The sequence below is a fragment of the Diplocloster agilis genome, assembly GCF_019042275.1.
Classification (GTDB): domain Bacteria; phylum Bacillota; class Clostridia; order Lachnospirales; family Lachnospiraceae; genus Diplocloster; species Diplocloster agilis.
Window position 1 is genome coordinate 15903 of record NZ_JAHQCW010000011.1, and the last position, 22600, is coordinate 38502.

Here is a 22600-nt window from a genome sequence, read left to right on the forward strand (position 1 = left end):
ACTTTTATTTTGTAACTTCTTTTACATATCATCAATAGTTAAAATAGCTATAATTCAGATCGACCCTACCATTTATCCCCGGTACACTGCCACTGCTCGTGTACTGCCACATGGTATAATTTAAATTAAAATTTGGTTTTGAAACGCCATAGTGGGCAACCCATATATCAATACCTGAATTTATTATTTGTTGTGTATCAATATAATAATTTAACATATTAGCATTTGAATATAACATAGGTTTATATCCGGCATTTTTGATTGTCTTACAAAATGCAATTACCATAGCTGTATTTTCTTCTTTTAGCTCTGCTTTCTTTCGACTGCTTTCCTCAAAATCAAAAGCTATTGGATACTCAAAACTACCATAAGGCCTTATAATAGATAAACAATAATTAGCTTCCGCAATTGCACGCGATACCGAGTCGGCATAACTGTAATGATAAGCTCCAACTTTTAAACCGTTACTCTTTGCTTGTACGACATTAAAACTGAAATACGGATCCTCTTGCCCTTGGTCTTTTCCATATCCGGTTCTAATCATTGCAAAATCTATACCGCTGTTTTTAACATTTCTCCAGTTGATCCCTTCCTGGTGTCTAGAGACGTCTATTCCTTTAAAAGCCAGATTATTTTTATATTCTTGTGACACAGATACACTTGTTTCAATACATGCAACATTCGTCTTAACCCCTCGGAGATCAGTTGCATAGAAATGAACAGAATATAAACCTTCGTTATAATAATGATATGAAGAATCTAAATATACTATCCAATCATCCCCACTTTTCGTAGCAGAATACCATCTCAGGTCATCTTGCCCATTTATATTACTCCAGATAGCGACTTGAACATTTACAATACCAGCTGGTGATATAGGATTGTTGATTTTTATTCCTACCCTACCTTTATAAGTATCATTATCATATACCCAAATTTTGCTGGAATTAATTCCATTTATTAATATAGTTCCTGTCCGGATACACTTCATTCTTCCATCTGAATATTGCAAATAAGCATGTACGTTATAAATACCGGTATCATTTTTATGGTTTATAATAGAAAATGTCTGTTCCCAAGAATTATTACTAATTTTATTGGCGGTATACCATTTCAAATCATCCTGTCCATTGTTATTACTCCAAACAGCATATTTAATAGCAGTAACACTGTTTCCAAATCTAACATTTTCTATTCTTGCTGAAAACTGCGATTGAGGACTATTCGCCCAAAGTGATAACTTTATATCTTCTGAATTTGAAAATACATTTATTCTAGTTGTTGATACGCATTTTGTAACTCCTCTTGTATCTGTCACATATATATGTATTTGATAAGGGCCATTAGTATATCCATGATTTCCACTATCAACATCAATATAATAGGCGTTTCCACTCTTTTTCAAATTATACCATATCAAATCATCTTGTCCAAACGCTTCACTCCATACTGCTGCTCTAATATTTGACACTTGTGCCGGAGTTTTAACTCCATCAACCCAAATTTGAAAAGTACCAGAGTTATTATCTTGATTCTTAATCTTTATGTCATTACTCGAAACCCCTTGTATATTGATATTACCTGTTTTTAATAAAGTTGAATTTCCTTTTGTATCTAGTGTATAAACATGAATATTATATTTACCAGTATCATTCTTGTGATTAATAATCGATATAACACTTTCCCACGTTGATGTCCCGACCTTTGTAGCAGTGTACCATCTAAGATCATCTTGATTGTTTATATCGCTCCACACCGCAAAACGAATAGCCTTAATATTTTCAGGTAATCTAGCGTCACTTAATTTAACAGAGAATTGACTGCCTACACTATTTGCCCAAATATCTAACTTTAATCCTTCTAATGTCGAGTTGACTATAATTCTTTTAGTATTTATACATTTGGTTACACCCCTTGTATCAGTTACATATAAATGAATTTGATATGGACCGTTAACATATCCATGGTTCCCAATATCAATATTGGCTAACCATGAATCCACGTTCTTCTTTAGATTATACCATCTCAAATCATCCTGTCCATTCTCTTCACTCCAAATTGCAACACGAGCATTTGATATGTCTGCAGGAGTTTCAATTCCATTTACCCATACTTGGAATGTTCCTTTATTATTATCCTGATTTTTAATTTCGAGCTTATTACTTGTAATACCTTTTATATTTACAGTACCTACTTGTAGTAATTTAGAATTACCTTTAACATCTAATGTATAGGCATGTACATTATATTTTCCTGTATCATTATTATGATTAACTATTGAAATTACACTTTCCCAAGTGGATACTCCCGTCTTATTCGAAGTATACCATCTCAAGTCATCTTGTCCATTTACATCACTCCAAACTGCGAAACGAACAGCCTTTACATTCTTATCTAATCTTGCATTACTAAGTCTTACAGAAAATTGACTATGCACACTATTAGCCCAAATATCTAACTTACCATTATCTAAAGTAGAATAAACCTTGACTTGCTTCGTATCTGTACATTTCGTAACCCCACGCGAATCAGTTATATATAAATGTATTTGATATGCACCATTTACATATCCATGATTTCCAATATTTATATCCGCTAACCATGAATCGCCTTTTTTCTCCATGGTATACCATATTAGATCATCCTGACCATTTTCCTCACTCCATACCGCCACACGCACTATCTTTACATCAGCAGGTGTCATTATATTGCTAACACTTGCCTGAAAAGTACCTGCTATATTATCTTGATTAATAACCTCAATCCTATCAGATACTATACTATTTATATTAATTTCAGTAGTTGTTAATAATTGTGCATCACCCTTAGTATCAATTTGAAATGCGTGAATATTATATCTACCGGTATCATACTGATGGTCCGAAATATTGACTGATGCTTCCCAATAACCATCCTGATTTTTAAGAGCATTATACCATTTTAAATCATCTTGACCATTGTATTCGCTCCATACAGCAAACCTTATACCATTAAAATCAGTTTGAGATTGGGTATCAAATAACTTTATCTGAATCTTGTTTTCAATACTATTAACAGATGCCTGCAGTTGTGGCGTACGTTGCAGCTCGATCGGATTTCTAATTATCGAATTTATGTTAATATTATATTCAGCTACACATTTCGTTACATTACGCGTATCCCTTACATAAAGAGACAGTTTAGTATACTTTTTTAACTCGTCAGTGTTTATGCGGGTATTCCAAATTCCATTTACTGTTACCATTTCTATTTCTTTTAATATATCGTTATCATTATAAAAACGAAGTTTTACCTCCGACAACTTTGCTGGAGAGAATATACTATCTACAGATATATTAACTAGACTTCCCCCATTTTTATCTTCTTGTACTTTAATAGGGGTACTCGATATATCCTCTATTACTATATTATCTGTAATTGACTTCAAAATATTACCATTTAAATCTGCTATCTGAGCTTCAATATTATAATTACCGCATTCATAGTCTAATTCACTTATAGGTACTTTTAAAATAGTACTATTATCTACAATAGATTCGATATTATAATATTTTATACTACTTTTACTACCACGCTCACTCCAAATACCAATTTTTATTTGATCTGAAGAAATATCTTTAGGAATATCCGATATTAAAATATCTATTTCACTTTGTATATTATCTGTACTTAAGTCTAACATAAGATTCTCCAAATCAACATTTAAATCTGAAGAATCAATATCGGATTTTATTATAAATAGCTGATACTGCGTTTCCAGTGTTTCCCATATATTTATTTTTGTATTATTATCATTTAATTCGTAATCACCTAATGTTTCCCAATACTGAGCATCTTGATTATCAATAATAAGACGTTCGATAACCACTGACTTTATATCCGGTTCAACTTCAAAAAAATAATCTGTGTCTTCATTATTAATATCAATAATATATTCCTGAGAATTTATAATTATCTTTATTTGTTTTAAATAAGCGTCTTTTTTTAAGTCCAAGTTTTCCCCATCAGATTCAATGATGTCAGTATTTAGTGAGTCTTTTGACGCTTTAGTTTGTGATTCAGATATAGTTATAGTATTCTCTTCACCATATGCTAGTATTAAACAATTATTAAATAACGTTATTATGATTAATAATACTGTCATTACTTTAAATTTCTTATACTTTATATTCATTATTAAACCTCTTCAAATCTCATTACTAGTTACTATAGAAAAATAGCATATGCTTTAATAATAATACAATGTTAATTTCAGGAAATCAAAAATATTTTCTATACTCTTGTCTAACCCAATCATAATAACAACCTTCCTCCGTAACTAAAAACGGATTTGAAAATATACTATAGATATCTTTGCGTATATGATAAATTTTTCTCTCCAGATTAGTTATCTTAACACCGTTTGAATATATTGCATATTCTATTGGAATCTTTTCAAAAATTAATTGTCCATTCTCTTTCAATTTCTCTTCATACCATTTTGATAACTTATAAACATCTTTATTTTTCGGATAATAACACAATGATTTATTTAGCTCTGAAACATGACCTCCTGAGTCAAATCCTGAAAAATGAAAGAAATACAATGGTTTACCATTAACATAGAATTTTCCTTTTTTTTCTTCAATAAATCTATTCGATAAATTCCATGTACATACATTATATCCAGGTTCTCTTATTATTTTGTAATTCTCGAAAAATGCCGGTATTAAATCAGCCCATTTTTGATCAGTAAACAAACCCAGTAATCCTTCTTTTTGCAATTCCTCAAGTGCATCGTACCTATCATCAAAGCAATATGTACTTAGCCTATCCGTCCACCAATCTAAAAATGATCTTCCCTCTTCGTCATTTTTAACCCCGAAAAAGCCAAAATTATATGTTCCTCTTTTCAAAAATAAAATTTCGTTTTCCCTAACATAGATATCATCTTTTTCTGGATGTAGCTGATGTGGGGTCAGTAGTATACTTGATGTTTCAAACATTTCTTCAAGCTTCTCCAAATCATCAAACACCGCGATGTCAGGATCTAAATAAATCACATTTGCATTAAACGTTGTCATAATTTGATAAGCCATCATAGGCTTTACCGCAGTGCATAGTTCTGTTATGTTATGCTTGAAAAAGAACTCATTGACATTCTTAATCTGAGGCAAATTCTTTGACTCTATTACTTCATCAAATGGTTCCTGTGCTAAATCAATAAATTTGGGTATAGTATCCGAAATTCCTAAAACGAACTTTGCATTAGGATTATATTTTTTAAGGGATTTGCATAACAAACGTGCTTTTGCAAAATAATTTGCCGTTATACTTGTAAAATAATAAGTCATTATAAATCTCCTTTAAATCTTATAATTTGGATTAATATATTCACTACCAAGATCAAAATATTTATTCCATTTTTCTCTAAAAAGCATTGTTTCTTTCTCAAACCTCTTTTTAGCTTCCCCCGAATCGTCCCTCCCCCTTGAAGCACTTTCGTAATGATACATTTCTGCATAAGGAGTAACAATATTATATTTGCCAAGTTCTCTCAACTTGAGGCATAAATCCACATCATTTAACCCGATTTTAAAATTTACAGTATCAAAGCCATCAACCAAAACGAAATCATCTTTTTTAACTAACAAACAGGCTGCTGTAACAGCATCGTAATTTTGTGGCATAGTCAGCCGATGCATATAGCCTGTTTCATTCTTATTTTTACCATAATCATAATGCGAGGCAATATGTCCGCCCAATCCCACTAACAAGCCTACATGCTGATTCGTATCGTTTGGATAATAAAGTTTAGCCCCAACGGCTCCAACATCGTCACGTTGAGCAAACATAAGCATTTCATTTAACCAATCATTATTAATGATCTCAATATCATTATTTAAAAACAATACGTATTTCCCATCGCTCATTGAAACTGCATAATTATTTATTGCTGAAAAATTAAATTCATTTATTTCAAATCTCAATACTCTAATATTAGCATACTTGCTTATTTCATCATAGTATTCAAAAACTTCTTTTTCCGAACTATTATTTTCAACAATTGTTACCATATAATTTTTATAACTAGTTTTATTCAATATGGAATTAATACATCGTTTGAGATCAGCTAGATGATTTTTGTTCGGTATTATTATATCAACCAAATCAGCTTGGTTAATATCATAATGTATCCTATAAGAAAATGTGTCTTTCAAGAATTCAACTTTTCCTTTATGACCTATACGAGCAATATGTTCCTCAATTGCCTTTTTCCCAGCTTCGTAAGCATACATTTTACTTGTCGGATCTAACGCAACGGACCCTTCGCACGCTCTACAATAATACAACACTTTATTAATATGGATTACCCTTCTAGCCTTTTCCATTACTCTTAATTCAAATTCATAATCTTGGCTTCCATCATAACCTTCTCTAATAAAACCAACCTGTTCAATAATATACTTAGAAAAAGCATTTAAATGGCTAGCATAATTGCAAGCACGCATGAAATCAGGAGAAAAACCAGGTAAAAAATGATAAGCCAGCACCTCTTTACTGCCATCATCAAATATACCCCTATCTGAATATATAAAATCAGCCTCATACTGATTTGTATGAATTACGTTCACTAATTCAAAAAGAGCATTTCTAGTTAATATGTCATCATGATCTAATAATACAAAAAAGTCTCCATTTGCTAGTTTAAACGCTTCAATAGTATTTCCTGATATCCCTTTATTTTTACTTATTTTAATATATTTAATATTATCATATTGATTACGATAATTTTTTATTATTTTATTAATATAATCATGCCCTTTATCACTACCGTCAGCTAAACACAATTCGTAATTACCATATGTCTGCTTTAGTACTGATTCGATCATTTCGATTAAATGTTCCTTTTTCGTATTATATAAAGGCACTATTATACTAAATTTAATATCTCGTTTCATTTGCTTATTTATTTGTACATTGGCCTCTCCCTCATCAATATCATATTCTCCTACAAAGGCCGTATTCATTACTTTAATTCTTTCTCTATTCTTTAGTCTTTGTATCGCAGAATGAAAACCCTCATTTTTTAAAACTATTAGAGATTTATATAATAATCTTGTATAATGTGACGTCTTAAATTTATCTAATAATAAACGTAATCCTTTCGTACTTTTCCATATTGTTGATTCAGTTACAGATTCATATTTTTCTTTATATTGAGCCAACATATGAGTTTCTTGTTGCAAAGTATTTATAATACCTTGTAATGCCTTATAACTCTCAGATAAAAATATATATTTTTCCATAAATTCTGTTGAGCCATTACTTATTATATCCATACTTATTTTGATTTTTTTACATGAATCTAAATTTTTACATATGAACTGTACTTGAGGAATTTCATTATTAAATAATTGCCCCTCACTACCAGCTACACCGTTTAAAAACATAAAGGAACATTCTTTTTGATTATCAAAAATCGCAAAATTTTTGATAATCACAGAAGATAATCCGTTGAATACCAATTTTATTTCTGGATAAGACAACTCACACATAATTTCAAATTCAAAGTTACATCGATAATTATATTTAATATTTAATAAATTGTAAAAATCATACTGATGGTTTTCATTTAACATAAAAATTATGCAATTCATATTTAAAGCTTTTGATTCTTGTAACTCATATATTTCATTTTTAATAGAATCCATCATAAAATCCTCACTTTAATAACAATTATAATACATCTGCAAAATGTTTTTCTAAACGCTTAAATGTAAACGCACCAACAATAAATATCACTAGTGAAACAAACCAAAACCACACGGTTTGCCCTGGCTTCTCCCAAAACCATACATTACCAAAGAAGCAATCTCGATAGCCGTCTACGACATAAAACATAGGATTAAATTTCATTATTTTAGCAACTTTTGGGCCAAACAAGTTATAATCCCACATAATAGGCGTTAACCACATGCCAAATTGCAATAATATATTTACAATTTGGCTTAAATCTTTAAAAAATACAGTAACTGCTGCTGTTCCATAGGATAAGCCCAAAGTTAATACTATCGTGCAAAAACAATAATATATTATCTGCAAGTAGTAAGGCGAGATTTTATATCCATTAAGCAAATACAACAATATTGTAATAACTATAAAAAAAAGATGTACAAATAATGCAGCTGTAATCTTAACAATTGGTAAAATGCTGATTTTAAAAACGACTTTTTTAACCAAATAACTATAATCCATTAAGCTTGTAGTTGCGCTCATTAAAGCCTCTAAGAAAAAAAACCAAGGTACTATTCCCGCAACCAGCCATAATACAAATGGAGTATCTGAAACTGGGGTAGATTTAAAACCATACCCGAAAACAAAAACGTATATTGTTACAGTAACAATAGGCTGTACGAATGCCCATATAGCTCCTAAATATGATGCTGCATATCTTATTTTAAAATCATTAATGGATAATTTTACAATAAGTTCTCTATGACGTATAATATCCTTAATCCAAATCAATATCCCCTTAAACATATTATATTTAATAAATATTAAAGCCCCAATAGTTAAAGCTATTAAAAAATATAATAAATACGAAAATATATTTATTTTATACTTTAATTCTGACAGAAAAGATGTTATATCAAATACTACAAAAGGATCATTGGCCTGTACTTGTAGTTCATAAGTATTATTACTTGATTTAATTTCATTAATATCATTTTGAGCTACTAAATAATTCTTATCGATATCATATTTAAAAAAATATTTTCCAATTGATAAATTCTCTAAAATAACTTTATTATCACTGGCTCCAAAGTCCATACGCACAATATGATATACCGAAGGAAAGTCTTGGTTAATATTAATTTTTTCTTTTGCTTTAATAGCATAAAATTGCGAATTTTGATCATTATAACTATTTAGATTGTCTGAATAAAAAAGCTGATTAGCTTCATCTTTGTTATATGTCAAAGAATATTTTATGTTAATTTCTTTTGAAGATAGTGGATTCAATAAAAATGCAACTACGAAAACTAAAGCAAAACCTATTAAACTGATAATAAATCTTTTTTTCATCATAAAATTTTCCTTTTGTGAAGTTAAAACCACTTATGGTTTAGAACAACTACTCCTTCAGCGATATAATCCATTTTAACAAAAAAACTTTTTATTTTACTTTTATACTCAATATTTACCGTTGCCGTTTTATCAAAAATTGCTGCATCAAAATAATAACTTCCACCCGTCAAATTAAATTTATTATATATTAAAGTACATTCATTCAGTCCCTTTTTCCAACTTATATCAAAAGAGTCTAATTTTGTATTTAAACCACATATATATTCATCGTCAACACTACGTATCGCTATGCCTAATACCGCCTCTTTCATTGATATATCATTAACATAGTAAATAATTTTTAAACGTACTGTTTCACCATGTTTTATATCACTTATTTCTTCTCCTTGCTGGTTATACATTTTCAAATCAATTATATCTGCTATTTGCCCCTCAGATAGCTTTATTTCTTTATCATATTTATAAAAATTATCTTCAACGCTAGCGTCTTCTTGTTTAAAAAATAATTCTATTGGTTTTTCACTTTTAATAAAATCAATATATTTATCCGTTACTTCATCAGTATCCCCATCCATGATTAACTTACCATTATTCAACCAAATAGTTCTATTGCAAAACCTTTTAATAGAATTTATATCATGACTGACAAATAATATGGTTTTCCCCTGATTCATAAACTCTACAAATTTCTCCATACATTTTAGTTGAAACCTTACATCCCCCACAGCTAAAGCTTCATCTACAATCAAAATGTCCGGATCAACATTTATTGCAACAGCAAAAGCCAGTCTGACAAACATACCACTCGAATAAGTTCTAACCGGTTGATTTATATAATCACCTATATCTGCATAAGCTATTATATCATCTATCCTCTTAGTCATTTCCTCCTTCGAAATATTCATTATAGTACCATTTAAATAGATATTTTCAATACCAGTAAAATCCATGTTAAACCCAGCCCCAAGTTCTAACAGTGCGGATACTTTTCCATTAATCATAATTGTTCCAGATGATGGAGTTAAAACTCCTGTTAAAATTTTAAGCAGTGTAGACTTTCCTGAACCATTACGACCAACAATACCAACTGTTTCTCCGGGCTGAATAAGAAAATTTACATTATCTAATGCAAAAAACTCTTTATGATGATGATTATGTCTTATACTAAATGCTTCTTTGAATCTATCACTAGGTTTTTCATATAATTTGTATATTTTTGTGATATTATTAATAACAACCGCCGGTGTATTCATAATAATCCTCTCATTAATTTAAGCGTTTCCTGATTTTTTCAAATATATTTTGTCTCAAAGTTTCTAACTCTTTCTCTTTTTCTTCTAATTCAGATTTTAACTCAGATGTTTTTTCCTGTAATTTAAGATTAAGATTTTTTATTTGGTTATCACGATTTGAAATTTCTTTATTAAAATTTTCCTGCAATTCAAATAATTTACTATCTTTAAGTCTGATAACATTATTTAAATCATTAACTTTTGTATCTAACTCTTTATTCTTATTATCCAATGCCTCTTTTGCTTTGCTTAACTGTTGTGATATATCCCATTGCTTATCCAAATTCTCTTTGACAAAATTATATTTTGTCTGGTAAGATTCCAAAAACTCTTTTGTTAATATCATACAATTTGTTATTACTGATTTATCAATTGTTTTAATTTCTAGCTTTATATTTAATTTTTCTTTTTTACTATTTTTCGTATGTTTATATACTAAACTAGGAAAACCATTTAAAAAAACGTAATTTTGATCAATATTCAAATCAGCATTATGACCAACTAACTCAAGGCTACTAGTTGAGTTATAATCATCTATCAAGGAACAATCTATAACTTTTAAAATGCATGGATACTTTATAGGATCTATTCTTATATTTGTAGTATTTTCAGGTATAATAAATGATATATTATGTTGGTCAATTATATTTGAATAAAAATATCTTTCACTATACTCTTCTCTAAAACCGGATCCATCATCCCATAAACATTGCAGATGATAATGATTTATTGTCCGTTTTAAAAAATTACAACTCTTTTTTATAAATTCCTGATCTTTTTTTACTTCATAAATAAATTGATATATATCCCCAAATTCACGATTTTTCCAAAAACTTTCATCAATTCCAATTACCGAATCATAATTATTAATTATTTCATTCTTTCCAACTTCACAATAGGTAGCATACTTATTAGCTGGAAAAAGACCGGCCCTTGCCAACATTTCATTCAAGTGATGTACTGTAAAAAAGTGGATGTGAGTGTTATCTAATAAACCAATATCAGAATACTGAAATTTATTGTTGATTAAATCTATAACTACTGAATTGTGTGCCAAATTAGGAACAGAAATAAACATAGAACCTTCCTGCTTTAACAATCCTTTTGAAAGCAGTAAAACTTTTTCAGGATTTCTCAAATGCTCTAATACATCTGCAAAAATCATATAATCAAATTTTATATTACGATATTTCTGTACCCACTTAAATTCTTCTATATCACCTACAATAAGCTCCTTACCGAACTTAAGTGCTTCAGCTCCTGCTTCCTCTTCGATTTCTACCAAATAAACATCACATTTTAACTCTTCTTTTAAATATTTGGTTAACCGTCCATTAGCAGGACCAAACTCCAACACCGTAGAATTTGGCGCTATATTCTCATATATTAATGATAACGAAGTAGTATGAACTAAATCTAAATCAAAATCATACTTCATATATTGCCTCCATGTATAGATAGTAACTATTTTTGGACAAATTCTTTTATCCCTTTCCACAACTTATCCTTTTCAGAAATAATCAATTCCATTGTATCCTTAATAGGCCAATCAATTCCTATTTCTGGATCATTCCATGCCACTCCACCCTCATCGTTCGGATGATAGAAATCCGTACATTTATATGCAAATTCCGCTTCTTCTGATAATACAACAAAACCATGTGCAAAATTTTGAGGAATATAAAACTGCTTTTTGTTTTCTTCAGACAAATTTACTCCATACCACTCGCCAAATGTTTTGGATCCTTTTCTTAAATCGACAGCTACATCAAAAACTTCGCCCTTAACTACTCTAACCAGTTTAGCTTGGGGAAAATTGATTTGGAAGTGAAGTCCTCTTAAAACTCCCTTTTTAGATTTGGATTGATTGTCCTGAACAAATATGTCCTTAATACCAACTTCTGCAAAATCGTTATAATTATAAGTCTCCATAAAATAGCCACGCGTATCATAAAAAACCTGCGGCTGAACAACTTTTAAACCTTCTATTTTACATTTCTCAACTATTAATTTTCCCATCCCAAATTTCTCCTTTTAGTTATAAACCGTTTACAATATCTAATAGATATTGTCCATACGCAGTCTTTAAAAGAGGCTGAGCCAATCGATTTAGCTGCTCTTTTCCTATAAAACCTCTTCTATAGGCAATTTCTTCTATACAAGATATATATAACCCCTGTCTGTTTTGAAATGCTGCAACAAAATCTGATGCTTCTAATAAAGCATCATGATTTCCCGTATCTAACCAAGCAAATCCTCTTCCCAATGTCTCTACATGAAGTAAACCGCTTCGTAAATATTCATTATTAACACTTGTTATTTCAATTTCACCCCTTGCTGAAGGTTTAACATTTTTTGCAATCTCTATAACATTATTGTCATAAAAATACAATCCTGGTACTGCGTAATTGGATTTAGGCTTTTCTGGTTTTTCTTCTATAGATAATGCCTTTCCATTCTCATCGAACTCAACAACACCGTATTCTCTGGGATCCCTTACATAATATCCGAATATTGTTGCTCCCTCATCTCTAGCTGCTGCTTTTCGTAAAATTTGCGAAAAACTTTGGCCATAAAAAATATTATCCCCCAAAATTAATGCCACTTTATCATTACCAATAAACTTTTCTCCTACTAAAAATGCATCAGCCAAACCACGTGGAATTTCCTGTACTGCGTATTCAATATTTAACCCAAGTTGAGCCCCATCTCCTAATAATTCAATAAAAACCGGTAAATCACGTGGTGTAGAAATTATCAAAATATCACGTATATCTGATAACATTAAAATTGATAAAGGATAATATATCATCGGCTTATCATATACTGGCATAATTTGTTTAGATATTGCTTTTGTAAGGGGATATAACCTCGTTCCGGAACCGCCTGCTAAAATTATACCTTTCATTAAAAATCCTCCTTCTCTATTACACACAGACCAGCAGTATCCTAAAGGGATACTGCTGTATCAATTGTTTTACTTATACATTTCTTTATAGTACTTTTGGTAATCACCGCTTGTCACATTTGCCATCCAAGCTTCATTTTCCAGATACCACTTAATGGTTTTCTTAATACCATCTTTAAACATAGTCTCTGGGAACCATCCAATGTCTTTTTTTATCTTATCTGGCGCTATCGCATATCTTCTGTCATGACCTTTTCTGTCTTCGACATATGTGATAAGATTTTTACTAACTAAATTCTTTCTAGGATCATTCTCAGGCAATATTTCTGCTAATGTATCAATGATAATATTAATAATATCTATATTACACTTTTCATTATGTCCACCAATATTATAAGTCTCACCAATTTTACCTAATTCCTGCACCATATCAATAGCTTTTGCATGATCTTCTACATATAACCAATCCCTAATGTTTTTACCATCACCGTATACGGGCAATTTTTCACCATGAAGGGCGTTATTTATCATCAGGGGAATAAGTTTCTCAGGAAATTGATAGGGCCCATAATTGTTACTACAGTTAGTAATATTTGCCGGAAATCCATATGTGTCTATATAAGATTTTACTAAAAAGTCTGAACTTGCTTTACTCGCTGAATATGGGCTATGCGGATCATATGGAGTATTCTCATAGAAATAAGAGCCGTCATCTTCTAAAGAACCATACACTTCATCTGTGGAAACATGCAGAAATTTCTTACCCTCAACATATGAACCATCAACATTTTCCCAAGCATCTTTCGCTGCATTTAACATTACTAGTGTCCCTAAAACATTCGTTTTAACAAATACATCTGGATTCTTTATACTTCTATCCACATGGCTTTCAGCTGCAAAGTGAACCACTCTATCAATATCGTATTCTTCGAAAATATTGCTAATTGTCTCGCTATCACAGATGTCAGCTTTTATAAATACATAATTATTTCTGGCTTCGAATTCTTTTAAGTTTTCAAGGTTTCCTGCGTATGTCAGTTTATCAACGTTTATTATTTTTATATCTTCATGATACTTTTTGAACATATAGTGGATATAATTCGATCCAATAAATCCAGCCCCACCTGTTACTAAATAAGTTCTCATATTTTTTCCTCCAAAATTAAATATACACAATTTGCTTTATTATAACATCAGAATATCTAAATAACAATACCAATAAATATTTTTAACAAGCCTGTTAAAAACTTGTAACAGTAAACTATGATTAAATAGACACCGCTTATTAACAAGGACAACGAGGACTTTTTTTCACAGCAACGACATTTCATGCTCTACTGAACCGTTTCTGTATTAGGTCCTATATCACCTCCTTTGACACTGTATTATGGACAAAACACATGTTAAAGCTGCTTTGATGGAATTATTTCTTCCTACAATTTTGTGCAAAAACTCTTAGCTATTACCATAGAGCCCATAATAATCCTCCTTAATCAAGCGAAATCATCAAAATAAATCCAATGGCTCATCTATAACAGAAAAATTAATAATATATTGGAATAACCACAAAAAATAAACTGTATAATGACAAGCTAAATAAACAAAAATATAAACTATATAGAGTAAGTATTTTAAATCTTCCCCTCAATTTATTAAAGATATTATCTAATCCTAAAGTTATTAAGTAACATAACGGTATAAGCATTGGAAAACAATAGCGTCCTTGTGGTTGCATATCACTTGTAAAAGAATAATAAATACTTATACCAATAGTAATTATACACATAGTAATCATACACAAATATAAAAGATAAAACTTTTTGTTTCTAGTTCTATTTTTAATAAAGGTACCAAATAAACCGGATAAAAATATTGTATAATAAATATAATAAATTTTATCATTTAAAAAAATTGTCATTCTTCCAAAAACACCAAAAAAACTTCTGCATGTAAGCTTTATCCAGTTTAAATCTATTAACATATATTTTAAAGTATATCCCAATTTTAATGGTGTCATTCTATTAGAAGGTTTTAAACTTTCAACTGCAAACATTTCAGCATAATATCTAGCTGTACTTCTTCCTAATATGTCTCCATCATATATTATATAATTCCTTATAAACCACCAACCAGCTATCAAAAATGATACAGCAAAAACAAATAAAAACCTCATTAGAATGAATCTAAATTTATTTTTAATATCTTTATTTAATAATACATTTAAAATACAATAAATTATAATAACAAGGATTATACCATAAGTATTATAGTAAGTTAGAAGGCATATCCCAATACCTGCTCCTAAAAATGCACAAGATCTAAAATCCCACACTCTTTCAGTCCCTAAAATTAGACCATATATTAACCAGGCTACCGCAAAAACTGCTATTGCATCACAATTTACATAAGACGATATAAAAGCAAACTGAGGTAACAATGTCACAAAAAAAACAAATAACCATTTTAATTTTTTAGTTAATAATTTGTTTCCAATTTTCAAGCAAAAAAATGCCGTGCCGGTCGAAAAAAGGCAGCTTGCTATTCTTGCTGCTATTATTAGATATTGATTCTCGTTGGTAAAAAAACTCGTTATCTTCATAAGAACAGCACTAATCATATAACTCAATATTGGAGAAAATGCATATGATGTTCCCCATATCTCATTTCTTATTCTGGGATCTTCTCCATGAGGTATGAATCCATATTTACATAAAAATTTTGGTATATCATATCTCATGAGTTCATCTGGGCCTTCACCAAATGGTATTACTAATGCCCATAATAAATAAAATACAAAAATCAAAATCAAAAAAATTAATTCCGTTTTTTTACTATCCCATTTATAATTGTGGCTCATATTTATTATTCCTTACTGGAAACTTAATTAAAAAAAACATTATTAGCATTTCTAACATAATCCCAATCACCTTAACTACTATTGGTATTGTAAAATTAATATAGAAATTATTAAAAACAAATTCTAAAATTAAAATAATTAAAAATTTAATCCAAATTACTTTGTAATTATTTGTACTTACCAATTTATAAAACATACCAAAAACTAAAAACGTTGAAATTAAATATATTATGGCAAAACTTAAAATATTATGATAAGGGTAATAATTTAAAATTATATTTTCAATACATAAATAAGGTGGATCTAAAGTAACTTGACTCCATTGTCTAACATCATAATCAATTCTTAATCTTTCAATTTTTTCTCTACATATTCTTATTTCAATCGGTTTACGATTATAATTAATACTCTTAATAATTTTTTCTTCTTCATTAAAACCTTTACCTGTGTCAATATATATTGTCAAAACACCAAGATTAGTTTTCCCGGTAATATTCAATTTAATAAAATTAACTTTTTTAGGTACACAATCTAATATAATATAAGGATCTTTCCCTTTAGCTTCTAATAAGCACTTATTAAAAAACTTAAAATCATTTGATTGCAAGTTATTTATATCATCTATTTGAACAATTGGATATTCTTCGGGAAAAACTAACTGTAAAATTGGTTCTCGCATTATGTTGATACAATAAAAGGTATTAATAACTAAAAAAATTAAAAATAATATTCTAAATAATTTCTTATTATTCATATTTAACCTATATCTTTTTAGACAAAATCAATTTATTTGAAATCATCATTGTCGTCTAAATTTAAAGTTTCCTTTATCACATATTGAGGTGAGGAATTTAAACATATATAAATCCTACCAATATATTCACCAATCAATCCAAGCATAATCATAATAATACCACCCATTAGCAATAAAATCGCAACTATAGAACTGTAACCGGCTAATATAGAAGGATTTATGAATTTACGTATTATTATAAATAATCCAAAGAAAAATCCTACTGTAGAGCATATAAATCCACATACAGAAGCTATCCTTAATGGTTTTACTGAAAATGCCGTAAAACCATTAAGCCATACACTAATCAGCTTTCGCATTGTATATGTCGAATTTCCCTCTAACCGATTCCTTTCTTCCATCTGAACATTTACAATTCTACTTGTAGTTCTGAGTAATAAACCACTAAAATAAGGATATGGATTATTATATTTAATTATTTCATCAACAACAAATCTCTTTATTGCTATAAAGTTTGAAATTTGTAAATTTGAAGGTTTTCCTATAAGAATTTGGGACATAATAGCGTTTAATTTACTACCAAAATTTTTAAATCTACTTTGTTTCTTTTTTGGATATTTTGCTATAGATACATCTGCTGAATCTTCTAAAGGAGAAATAAGCATTTCCAACTTATCTACCGGGCATTGACCATCGTCATCCATTGTAACGATTATTTCACCATTTACTTTTGACAAACCAGCCATTATAGCTGGAGTTCTATTCATGTTTTTAGCTAAAGCTATGGGCTTTATTCTATTATTATCAGTAGCATAGGTTTTCAATACTTTCCAAACATTATCTGGCGAGTCATCGTTGACCGGAATAATCTCATAATCCCACCCCTTTTTATTACAGCTATCAACAATTTCATCTAACACCACACCAATCGTCTTTTCACTTTTAAAACATGGAATAACAAAGCTTATCTTCTTATCTATCACAGTTTTCCCCTCTTAAAAGAACCCTTCAAATCTATTTGATTCCATTTCTTTCTTATAATCTTGTAAGTAATTAATATAATTATATTTGGGCTCGTATCCCAAAACTTCTTTTGTTTTTGAAATATCCATTAGATAATTAATACAGTCTCTCTTTTCTGGACAATATATAATTTCTGATTGTTTATTATCACAAAACACCGATATGATGCCTGTAATTTGTTCAACCATATTGGTTAATTTTCCAGACCCAACATTAAAAATCCCTCCTTCGACATCCGTTAGTAAAGCTCTATATAAAATTTGAGCGAAATCTTTGACATATACAACATCACGCCCTTTTTTAGGGTCCCCCCATAGCTCTATAGGTTCACCAGCTATTGCTCTATCTATCATATATCTATACGAAATTGGCAGACGTTTACCATTCACATAATAATATTTTTCTGGCGAATAAGAATATATATTTGGTAAGCGAAAAATAAAGTTTTTAATTCCAAAAGATTGATGATAATGCTCTATAAGCTCTACTGCTGTGCATTTAGATATGGCGTATATAGTATGATCACCCGTGTATTTGTATTTTACTGGCATATCCGCCTCAAAAAAATCATTCCCCGTTAAGTAACCATAATAATCCGAGACAGATTTTGTAAACAATATTCGATCTGCATTGACTTTTTTACAATATTCCAAAACATTTAATGTCCCTAAAATATTTGTAAAAATATATTTTTCAGGTTCGTACCCTTTCATTCTCGCAGGTAACAGCGCCGCCAAATGTACTATTGCATATACATTACCTGTTGGCAACTTATCAAAATCTTCTGCTTTTTCAATATCAACGGAATAGTAACTTAGATTATACCTCTTAAAATAATCTGTTTTTCTTCTTCCGATGGGTATAACTTCATACTCATTCTCATCTAAAAAATTGTTGAAATACTCAGTTACATATATCCCAGTATCACCTGTTGCCCCAAAAATAAGAATTCTTTTTTTACTATTCATGTTAAACCCCTCTTCTTTATAAGATTTAAAATATATTCATTACATCACTTAAATTATTACCATGCACTATAAAATAACCTAATCTACTAGAGCTATCAACTACTTTATCATAAATTTTTAATGGACTTTCATAAAAAATCATGTCTTGGTATTTATTTTTAAATGAATTAAAAGCAATAATATCAGCCATATTCATAAAAAATTTAATACCTGCAAAGCCTAATTGTTGTCTTTTGATCACTGGTTCAATACCACATGCCACATTTATTACTAATTCCAAAAAATTATTTCCTGTTGATAATTTAACTAAATCAGATCCTATACAATCGCCACCCATTCTTGCCCCAATTTCTATGATTCTTATATTCCCTTGTGGAGTTATTTTAAATTCGCTATGAGATGCGCCATATTTTATTTTTAACGCATCTAAAGCAGCATAAATTTGAACCGTTATCTTTTCTATTAGCTTATAACTTAGAGAAGCAGGTTGAATATGCCCAACCTCAATATAATTTGGTTCTCCTGTGGTGAATTTTTTAGTAAAAGCCAACACACTATGTTTACCATTAAATGAAATACATTCACAACTATATTCTTCTCCATCAATATATTCTTCGACTATTGCTGCATTTTCGAATGATTGATTAATTGCATTATTCACAGCAATTGGAATATCAATAATATCATCAACCCTCGTAATAGCCCTACTACCTGATCGATCAGTAGGCTTGATTATCAAAGGTAATTGTAAGCCCCGTATATCTCTTTTAAGATCTATATCTTTGGAATTTATGCATACAAAATTCGGAGTTGGAATACCCGCATTCAAAAATGCTTGTCTCATTAAATATTTATTTGTTGATAATTGATCACATTCTTCTGAATTAGCTATTAAGCCTAAATGCCTTGCTAGATAATTAGCTGTTAAACTGGCCAAATCTGATGCAATTGCAACTACAGCAACAGGATTAATTTTTTTACTTATTTCCAATATTTTCTCTTTCTCAACTATACTAATTGGATAAAAAAAATCAGCAGTATATTCACCGACATCTCCGCATTTCCAAGCAAATACATGAGTTTCATATCCCAATCTTTTCGCTTCTAAAATAAGCCTATTCTGAAAACTATTGGCACCTATAATAACTATTTTTTTCACCTTATTTTCCTCCCAGCGAATTTATATCCAACAACGAACGCAAGTATGAAATATATCAAATTAGATATTACTGCAGAACAAACATAACCATAAAGTCCAAAATTGATTGATAAAAATATAGAACTGGCTAAATAAAAAAATGCATATATTCCTTGTACCCAAAATTGCCATTTAGTACTACAAATCGTAAGAACAACAACTAATAGTATATTTGTTATAAAATATAATATTTGAGCTAAATTTACCAATAAATTAAATTGTAAAACATTAGTATAAAGATTAGGATAAAGAATTTTTATATATATAGGTGTAATCCCAGAACATATTATCCAAAAAAGCCCGCCCAAACTAACCATTAAAAAGATACATTTTAAGAATATATTTTTGGTTATTTGACGTTTGTCCTTGGTTAAATATCCAATAACTATACTATTTATAGGCCCACTTATAATAGCTATTGTCTTTCCCAGTAATGATAACACATAATATTGGGAAACCGCTTCACTATTCACACATTTTAGTAATACAAACCTATCTAAGTTACACATAAAATAAGTTAACAAATATGATGCAGCAAGTAAAGTAGAAGATTTGAATATTTCTTTGAAATATATCGATGTTTTCTTATTTGAAAGATTGAAAACCCTACCTGTTATTTTTATATAAAACAGTGCTGCCGCCTCTCCCAATATAAATATAAACTGCCAGTATCTCGTTACATACCAAATACCTAAGCCACCCAAATAGCCAATAGATATAATCAAATAAAAATTCATTTGCCTTTTATAATTAAGGCTTAGTCTGTATTCAACAGATGAATAATTTCTAACTAAAGCCAATATAATAACTATTGAAAAAAGAACCAAATCAACCACTGAAAAATTATTGTTAAAAATGCTTAACAATAAGACAATCACAACAGAAGCCAATGAGAAATATGACAAAATTTTAACGTAATCATAATTTTCTGTTCTTTCCCTATTTGGTGTTACCAGGCGCGTATTGTTTAATGCCAATCCAAATGCTGGTGATAATATATTCATTACACCAATAAAATACAAAATATTACCAAAACTTGCTTCACCAACTCTACCATTAATTATGGGATATACTATCAGTTGTAAAACAAGATTCATTATTCCTACAGCTATAATACAGTAGGCTAAATCAAGTGCTATATTTTTCTTTTTTATCATTTCTCTACCTAATTATAAAACTTTAAAATTGCTTCTACAACCATTTCAACATTTTCGTTAATTCCATAATAAAGCGGCAAACGAAGCAAACGCTCACTTTCAACGGTCGTATATTTATCTATGCCAAAAAATGACCCATATTTTTTTCCTGCTGGTGAATTGTGAAGAGGTAAATAGTGAAATACTGAATTAATATTATTCTTCCTTAAAAATGCTATAAGTTCTGTTCTTGTCTTCAGATCTTTTACCTTTATATAAAACATGTGAGCATTATGTTTACAATTCCCTGGTATATATGGTCTTTTAATAAAACCCTTTTTTTCTAATTTTTCAAGACTATCATAATAAAAATTCCAAGCTTCCATACGATTTTCCTTAATCTTATCAGCCACCTCAAGCTGAGCCCACAAATAAGCTGCATTAATCTCACTTGGCAAATAAGACGATCCCATCTCCACCCAGTTATACTTATCTATCTCTCCTCTAAAAAATTTACTTCGATTTGTTCCTTTTTCTCTAATTATTTCTGCACTTTCAATATATTTTGGATCCCTAACCAGTAAAGCTCCGCCTTCACCCATACTTAAATTTTTAGTTTCATGAAAACTATAGCATCCAAAATCCCCCATTGACCCTAATGCCTTTCCATTATACGTACTCATGATTCCTTGTGCAGCATCCTCTATAACAAATAAATTATGTCTCGATGCAATTTCCATTATAGTATCCATTTCACATCCTACGCCTGCATAATGAACTGGTACTATAGCTTTAGTATTCTTCGTAATTGCATCCTCTATTAAAGACTCGTCTATATTCATTGTATCTGGACGGATATCTACAAAGATAACTTTTGCTCCACGTAAAACAAATGCATTAGCTGTGGAAACAAACGTATAGGAAGGCATAATTACCTCATCGCCTTTTTGTATACCAGCAAGCAATGCTGCCATTTCTGTCGCATGTGTGCATGATGTAGTTAATAATGCCTTACACACACCAGTATTATTTTCTAACCAATGATTACACTTTTGGGTAAAGACTCCATCACCACATATTTTTTTATTCTTTATTACATCATTAATGTATATTTCTTCCATCCCCACATAAGGTGGCACATTAAAACTAATCATGATTGATCTCCTAATTCTAAATTGGTTATATTGCATTGCTGTATTATACCATGTTTTCATTATTAAAAAAAGTATATGATTTTTATTCATTACTTTTATACCTTTTCGCTTAATAATAGATAATCTGCTTAAGTATTATACTTCCCTAATAACGATATTAGCAAGGATTTCTATTGAAAACTATGAAAAATACTTATAATATGTTATCATAACCCATAAGTAGGCTGTTTCCAATTCT

The 22600-nt window shown here is 29.9% G+C and carries 16 protein-coding genes; all 16 read right to left on the reverse strand.

Annotated elements, in window-relative coordinates:
• Positions 1 to 31: 31 nt before the first annotated feature.
• The 16 genes from KTH89_RS08415 to rffA all read right to left on the reverse strand — a co-directional run bounded on the left by KTH89_RS08415 (position 32) and on the right by rffA (position 22362).
• Entirely contained in the window at positions 32 to 4174 is a 4143-nt protein-coding gene (locus KTH89_RS08415) for a GBS Bsp-like repeat-containing protein (RefSeq protein WP_238721372.1), read from the reverse strand.
• Positions 4175 to 4259: 85 nt separating this feature from the next.
• On the reverse strand, positions 4260 to 5333 hold the full coding sequence (locus KTH89_RS08420; protein ID WP_158346158.1) for a hypothetical protein: 1074 nt from the start codon (positions 5331 to 5333) through the stop codon (positions 4260 to 4262).
• Between the two features lie 12 nt (positions 5334 to 5345).
• Complete coding sequence (locus tag KTH89_RS08425; RefSeq protein WP_158346160.1) at positions 5346 to 7697, reverse strand: glycosyltransferase family 2 protein; 2352 nt, start codon at positions 7695 to 7697, stop codon at positions 5346 to 5348.
• A 22-nt stretch (positions 7698 to 7719) separates the two neighbouring features.
• Positions 7720 to 9072 (reverse strand): ABC transporter permease, encoded by a 1353-nt coding sequence (locus tag KTH89_RS08430; RefSeq protein ID WP_238721373.1) that lies wholly within the window; start codon positions 9070 to 9072, stop codon positions 7720 to 7722.
• Positions 9073 to 9092: 20 nt separating this feature from the next.
• The gene (locus KTH89_RS08435) at positions 9093 to 10325 is read right to left on the reverse strand and encodes an ABC transporter ATP-binding protein (RefSeq protein ID WP_158346162.1); all 1233 of its coding nucleotides are present in this window, start codon (positions 10323 to 10325) and stop codon (positions 9093 to 9095) included.
• A gap of 13 nt (positions 10326 to 10338) precedes the next feature.
• Positions 10339 to 11802, reverse strand: a complete 1464-nt coding sequence (locus KTH89_RS08440; RefSeq protein WP_158346164.1) for a class I SAM-dependent methyltransferase — start codon at positions 11800 to 11802, stop codon at positions 10339 to 10341.
• A gap of 26 nt (positions 11803 to 11828) precedes the next feature.
• The gene (gene rfbC, locus KTH89_RS08445; protein WP_158346166.1) at positions 11829 to 12383 is read right to left on the reverse strand and encodes a dTDP-4-dehydrorhamnose 3,5-epimerase; all 555 of its coding nucleotides are present in this window, start codon (positions 12381 to 12383) and stop codon (positions 11829 to 11831) included.
• A 19-nt stretch (positions 12384 to 12402) separates the two neighbouring features.
• Positions 12403 to 13272 (reverse strand): glucose-1-phosphate thymidylyltransferase RfbA, encoded by an 870-nt coding sequence (gene rfbA / locus KTH89_RS08450; protein WP_158346168.1) that lies wholly within the window; start codon positions 13270 to 13272, stop codon positions 12403 to 12405.
• Between the two features lie 69 nt (positions 13273 to 13341).
• A complete protein-coding gene (rfbB, locus tag KTH89_RS08455) occupies positions 13342 to 14418 on the reverse strand; it encodes a dTDP-glucose 4,6-dehydratase (protein WP_158346170.1) in 1077 nt (358 codons plus the stop codon).
• A 397-nt stretch (positions 14419 to 14815) separates the two neighbouring features.
• Positions 14816 to 16129: a glycosyltransferase family 39 protein gene (locus KTH89_RS08460; RefSeq protein ID WP_158346172.1), complete on the reverse strand. Its 1314-nt coding sequence runs from the start codon at positions 16127 to 16129 to the stop codon at positions 14816 to 14818.
• A complete protein-coding gene (locus tag KTH89_RS08465; protein WP_158346174.1) occupies positions 16113 to 16883 on the reverse strand; it encodes a hypothetical protein in 771 nt (256 codons plus the stop codon). Before KTH89_RS08465 ends, KTH89_RS08460 begins: the two co-directional genes overlap by 17 nt.
• A gap of 32 nt (positions 16884 to 16915) precedes the next feature.
• On the reverse strand, positions 16916 to 17866 hold the full coding sequence (locus KTH89_RS08470) for a glycosyltransferase (protein WP_238721374.1): 951 nt from the start codon (positions 17864 to 17866) through the stop codon (positions 16916 to 16918).
• A gap of 12 nt (positions 17867 to 17878) precedes the next feature.
• A complete protein-coding gene (locus KTH89_RS08475; RefSeq protein WP_158346176.1) occupies positions 17879 to 18874 on the reverse strand; it encodes an NAD-dependent epimerase/dehydratase family protein in 996 nt (331 codons plus the stop codon).
• A gap of 25 nt (positions 18875 to 18899) precedes the next feature.
• On the reverse strand, positions 18900 to 20033 hold the full coding sequence (locus KTH89_RS08480) for an ATP-grasp domain-containing protein (protein WP_158346178.1): 1134 nt from the start codon (positions 20031 to 20033) through the stop codon (positions 18900 to 18902).
• Positions 20030 to 21229, reverse strand: a complete 1200-nt coding sequence (locus KTH89_RS08485; RefSeq protein ID WP_158346180.1) for a lipopolysaccharide biosynthesis protein — start codon at positions 21227 to 21229, stop codon at positions 20030 to 20032. Before KTH89_RS08485 ends, KTH89_RS08480 begins: the two co-directional genes overlap by 4 nt.
• An 8-nt stretch (positions 21230 to 21237) precedes the next feature.
• On the reverse strand, positions 21238 to 22362 hold the full coding sequence (rffA, locus tag KTH89_RS08490) for a dTDP-4-amino-4,6-dideoxygalactose transaminase (protein WP_158346182.1): 1125 nt from the start codon (positions 22360 to 22362) through the stop codon (positions 21238 to 21240).
• Between the last annotated feature and the right edge of the window lie 238 nt (positions 22363 to 22600).

What these genes read in the sequence shown, in the direction of transcription:
- KTH89_RS08425 (WP_158346160.1), bottom strand. Translation starts at nt 7,697, where the DNA reads ATGATGGATTCTATTAAAAATGAAATATATGAGTTACAAGAATCAAAA.
- KTH89_RS08415 (WP_238721372.1), bottom strand. Translation starts at nt 4,174, where the DNA reads ATGAATATAAAGTATAAGAAATTTAAAGTAATGACAGTATTATTAATC.
- rfbA (WP_158346168.1), bottom strand. Translation starts at nt 13,272, where the DNA reads ATGAAAGGTATAATTTTAGCAGGCGGTTCCGGAACGAGGTTATATCCC.
- rfbB (WP_158346170.1), bottom strand. Translation starts at nt 14,418, where the DNA reads ATGAGAACTTATTTAGTAACAGGTGGGGCTGGATTTATTGGATCGAAT.
- KTH89_RS08475 (WP_158346176.1), bottom strand. Translation starts at nt 18,874, where the DNA reads ATGAATAGTAAAAAAAGAATTCTTATTTTTGGGGCAACAGGTGATACT.
- KTH89_RS08440 (WP_158346164.1), bottom strand. Translation starts at nt 11,802, where the DNA reads ATGAAGTATGATTTTGATTTAGATTTAGTTCATACTACTTCGTTATCA.
- rfbC (WP_158346166.1), bottom strand. Translation starts at nt 12,383, where the DNA reads ATGGGAAAATTAATAGTTGAGAAATGTAAAATAGAAGGTTTAAAAGTT.
- KTH89_RS08420 (WP_158346158.1), bottom strand. Translation starts at nt 5,333, where the DNA reads ATGACTTATTATTTTACAAGTATAACGGCAAATTATTTTGCAAAAGCA.
- KTH89_RS08485 (WP_158346180.1), bottom strand. Translation starts at nt 21,229, where the DNA reads ATGATAAAAAAGAAAAATATAGCACTTGATTTAGCCTACTGTATTATA.
- KTH89_RS08430 (WP_238721373.1), bottom strand. Translation starts at nt 9,072, where the DNA reads ATGATGAAAAAAAGATTTATTATCAGTTTAATAGGTTTTGCTTTAGTT.
- rffA (WP_158346182.1), bottom strand. Translation starts at nt 22,362, where the DNA reads ATGATTAGTTTTAATGTGCCACCTTATGTGGGGATGGAAGAAATATAC.
- KTH89_RS08465 (WP_158346174.1), bottom strand. Translation starts at nt 16,883, where the DNA reads ATGAATAATAAGAAATTATTTAGAATATTATTTTTAATTTTTTTAGTT.
- KTH89_RS08460 (WP_158346172.1), bottom strand. Translation starts at nt 16,129, where the DNA reads ATGAGCCACAATTATAAATGGGATAGTAAAAAAACGGAATTAATTTTT.
- KTH89_RS08435 (WP_158346162.1), bottom strand. Translation starts at nt 10,325, where the DNA reads ATGAATACACCGGCGGTTGTTATTAATAATATCACAAAAATATACAAA.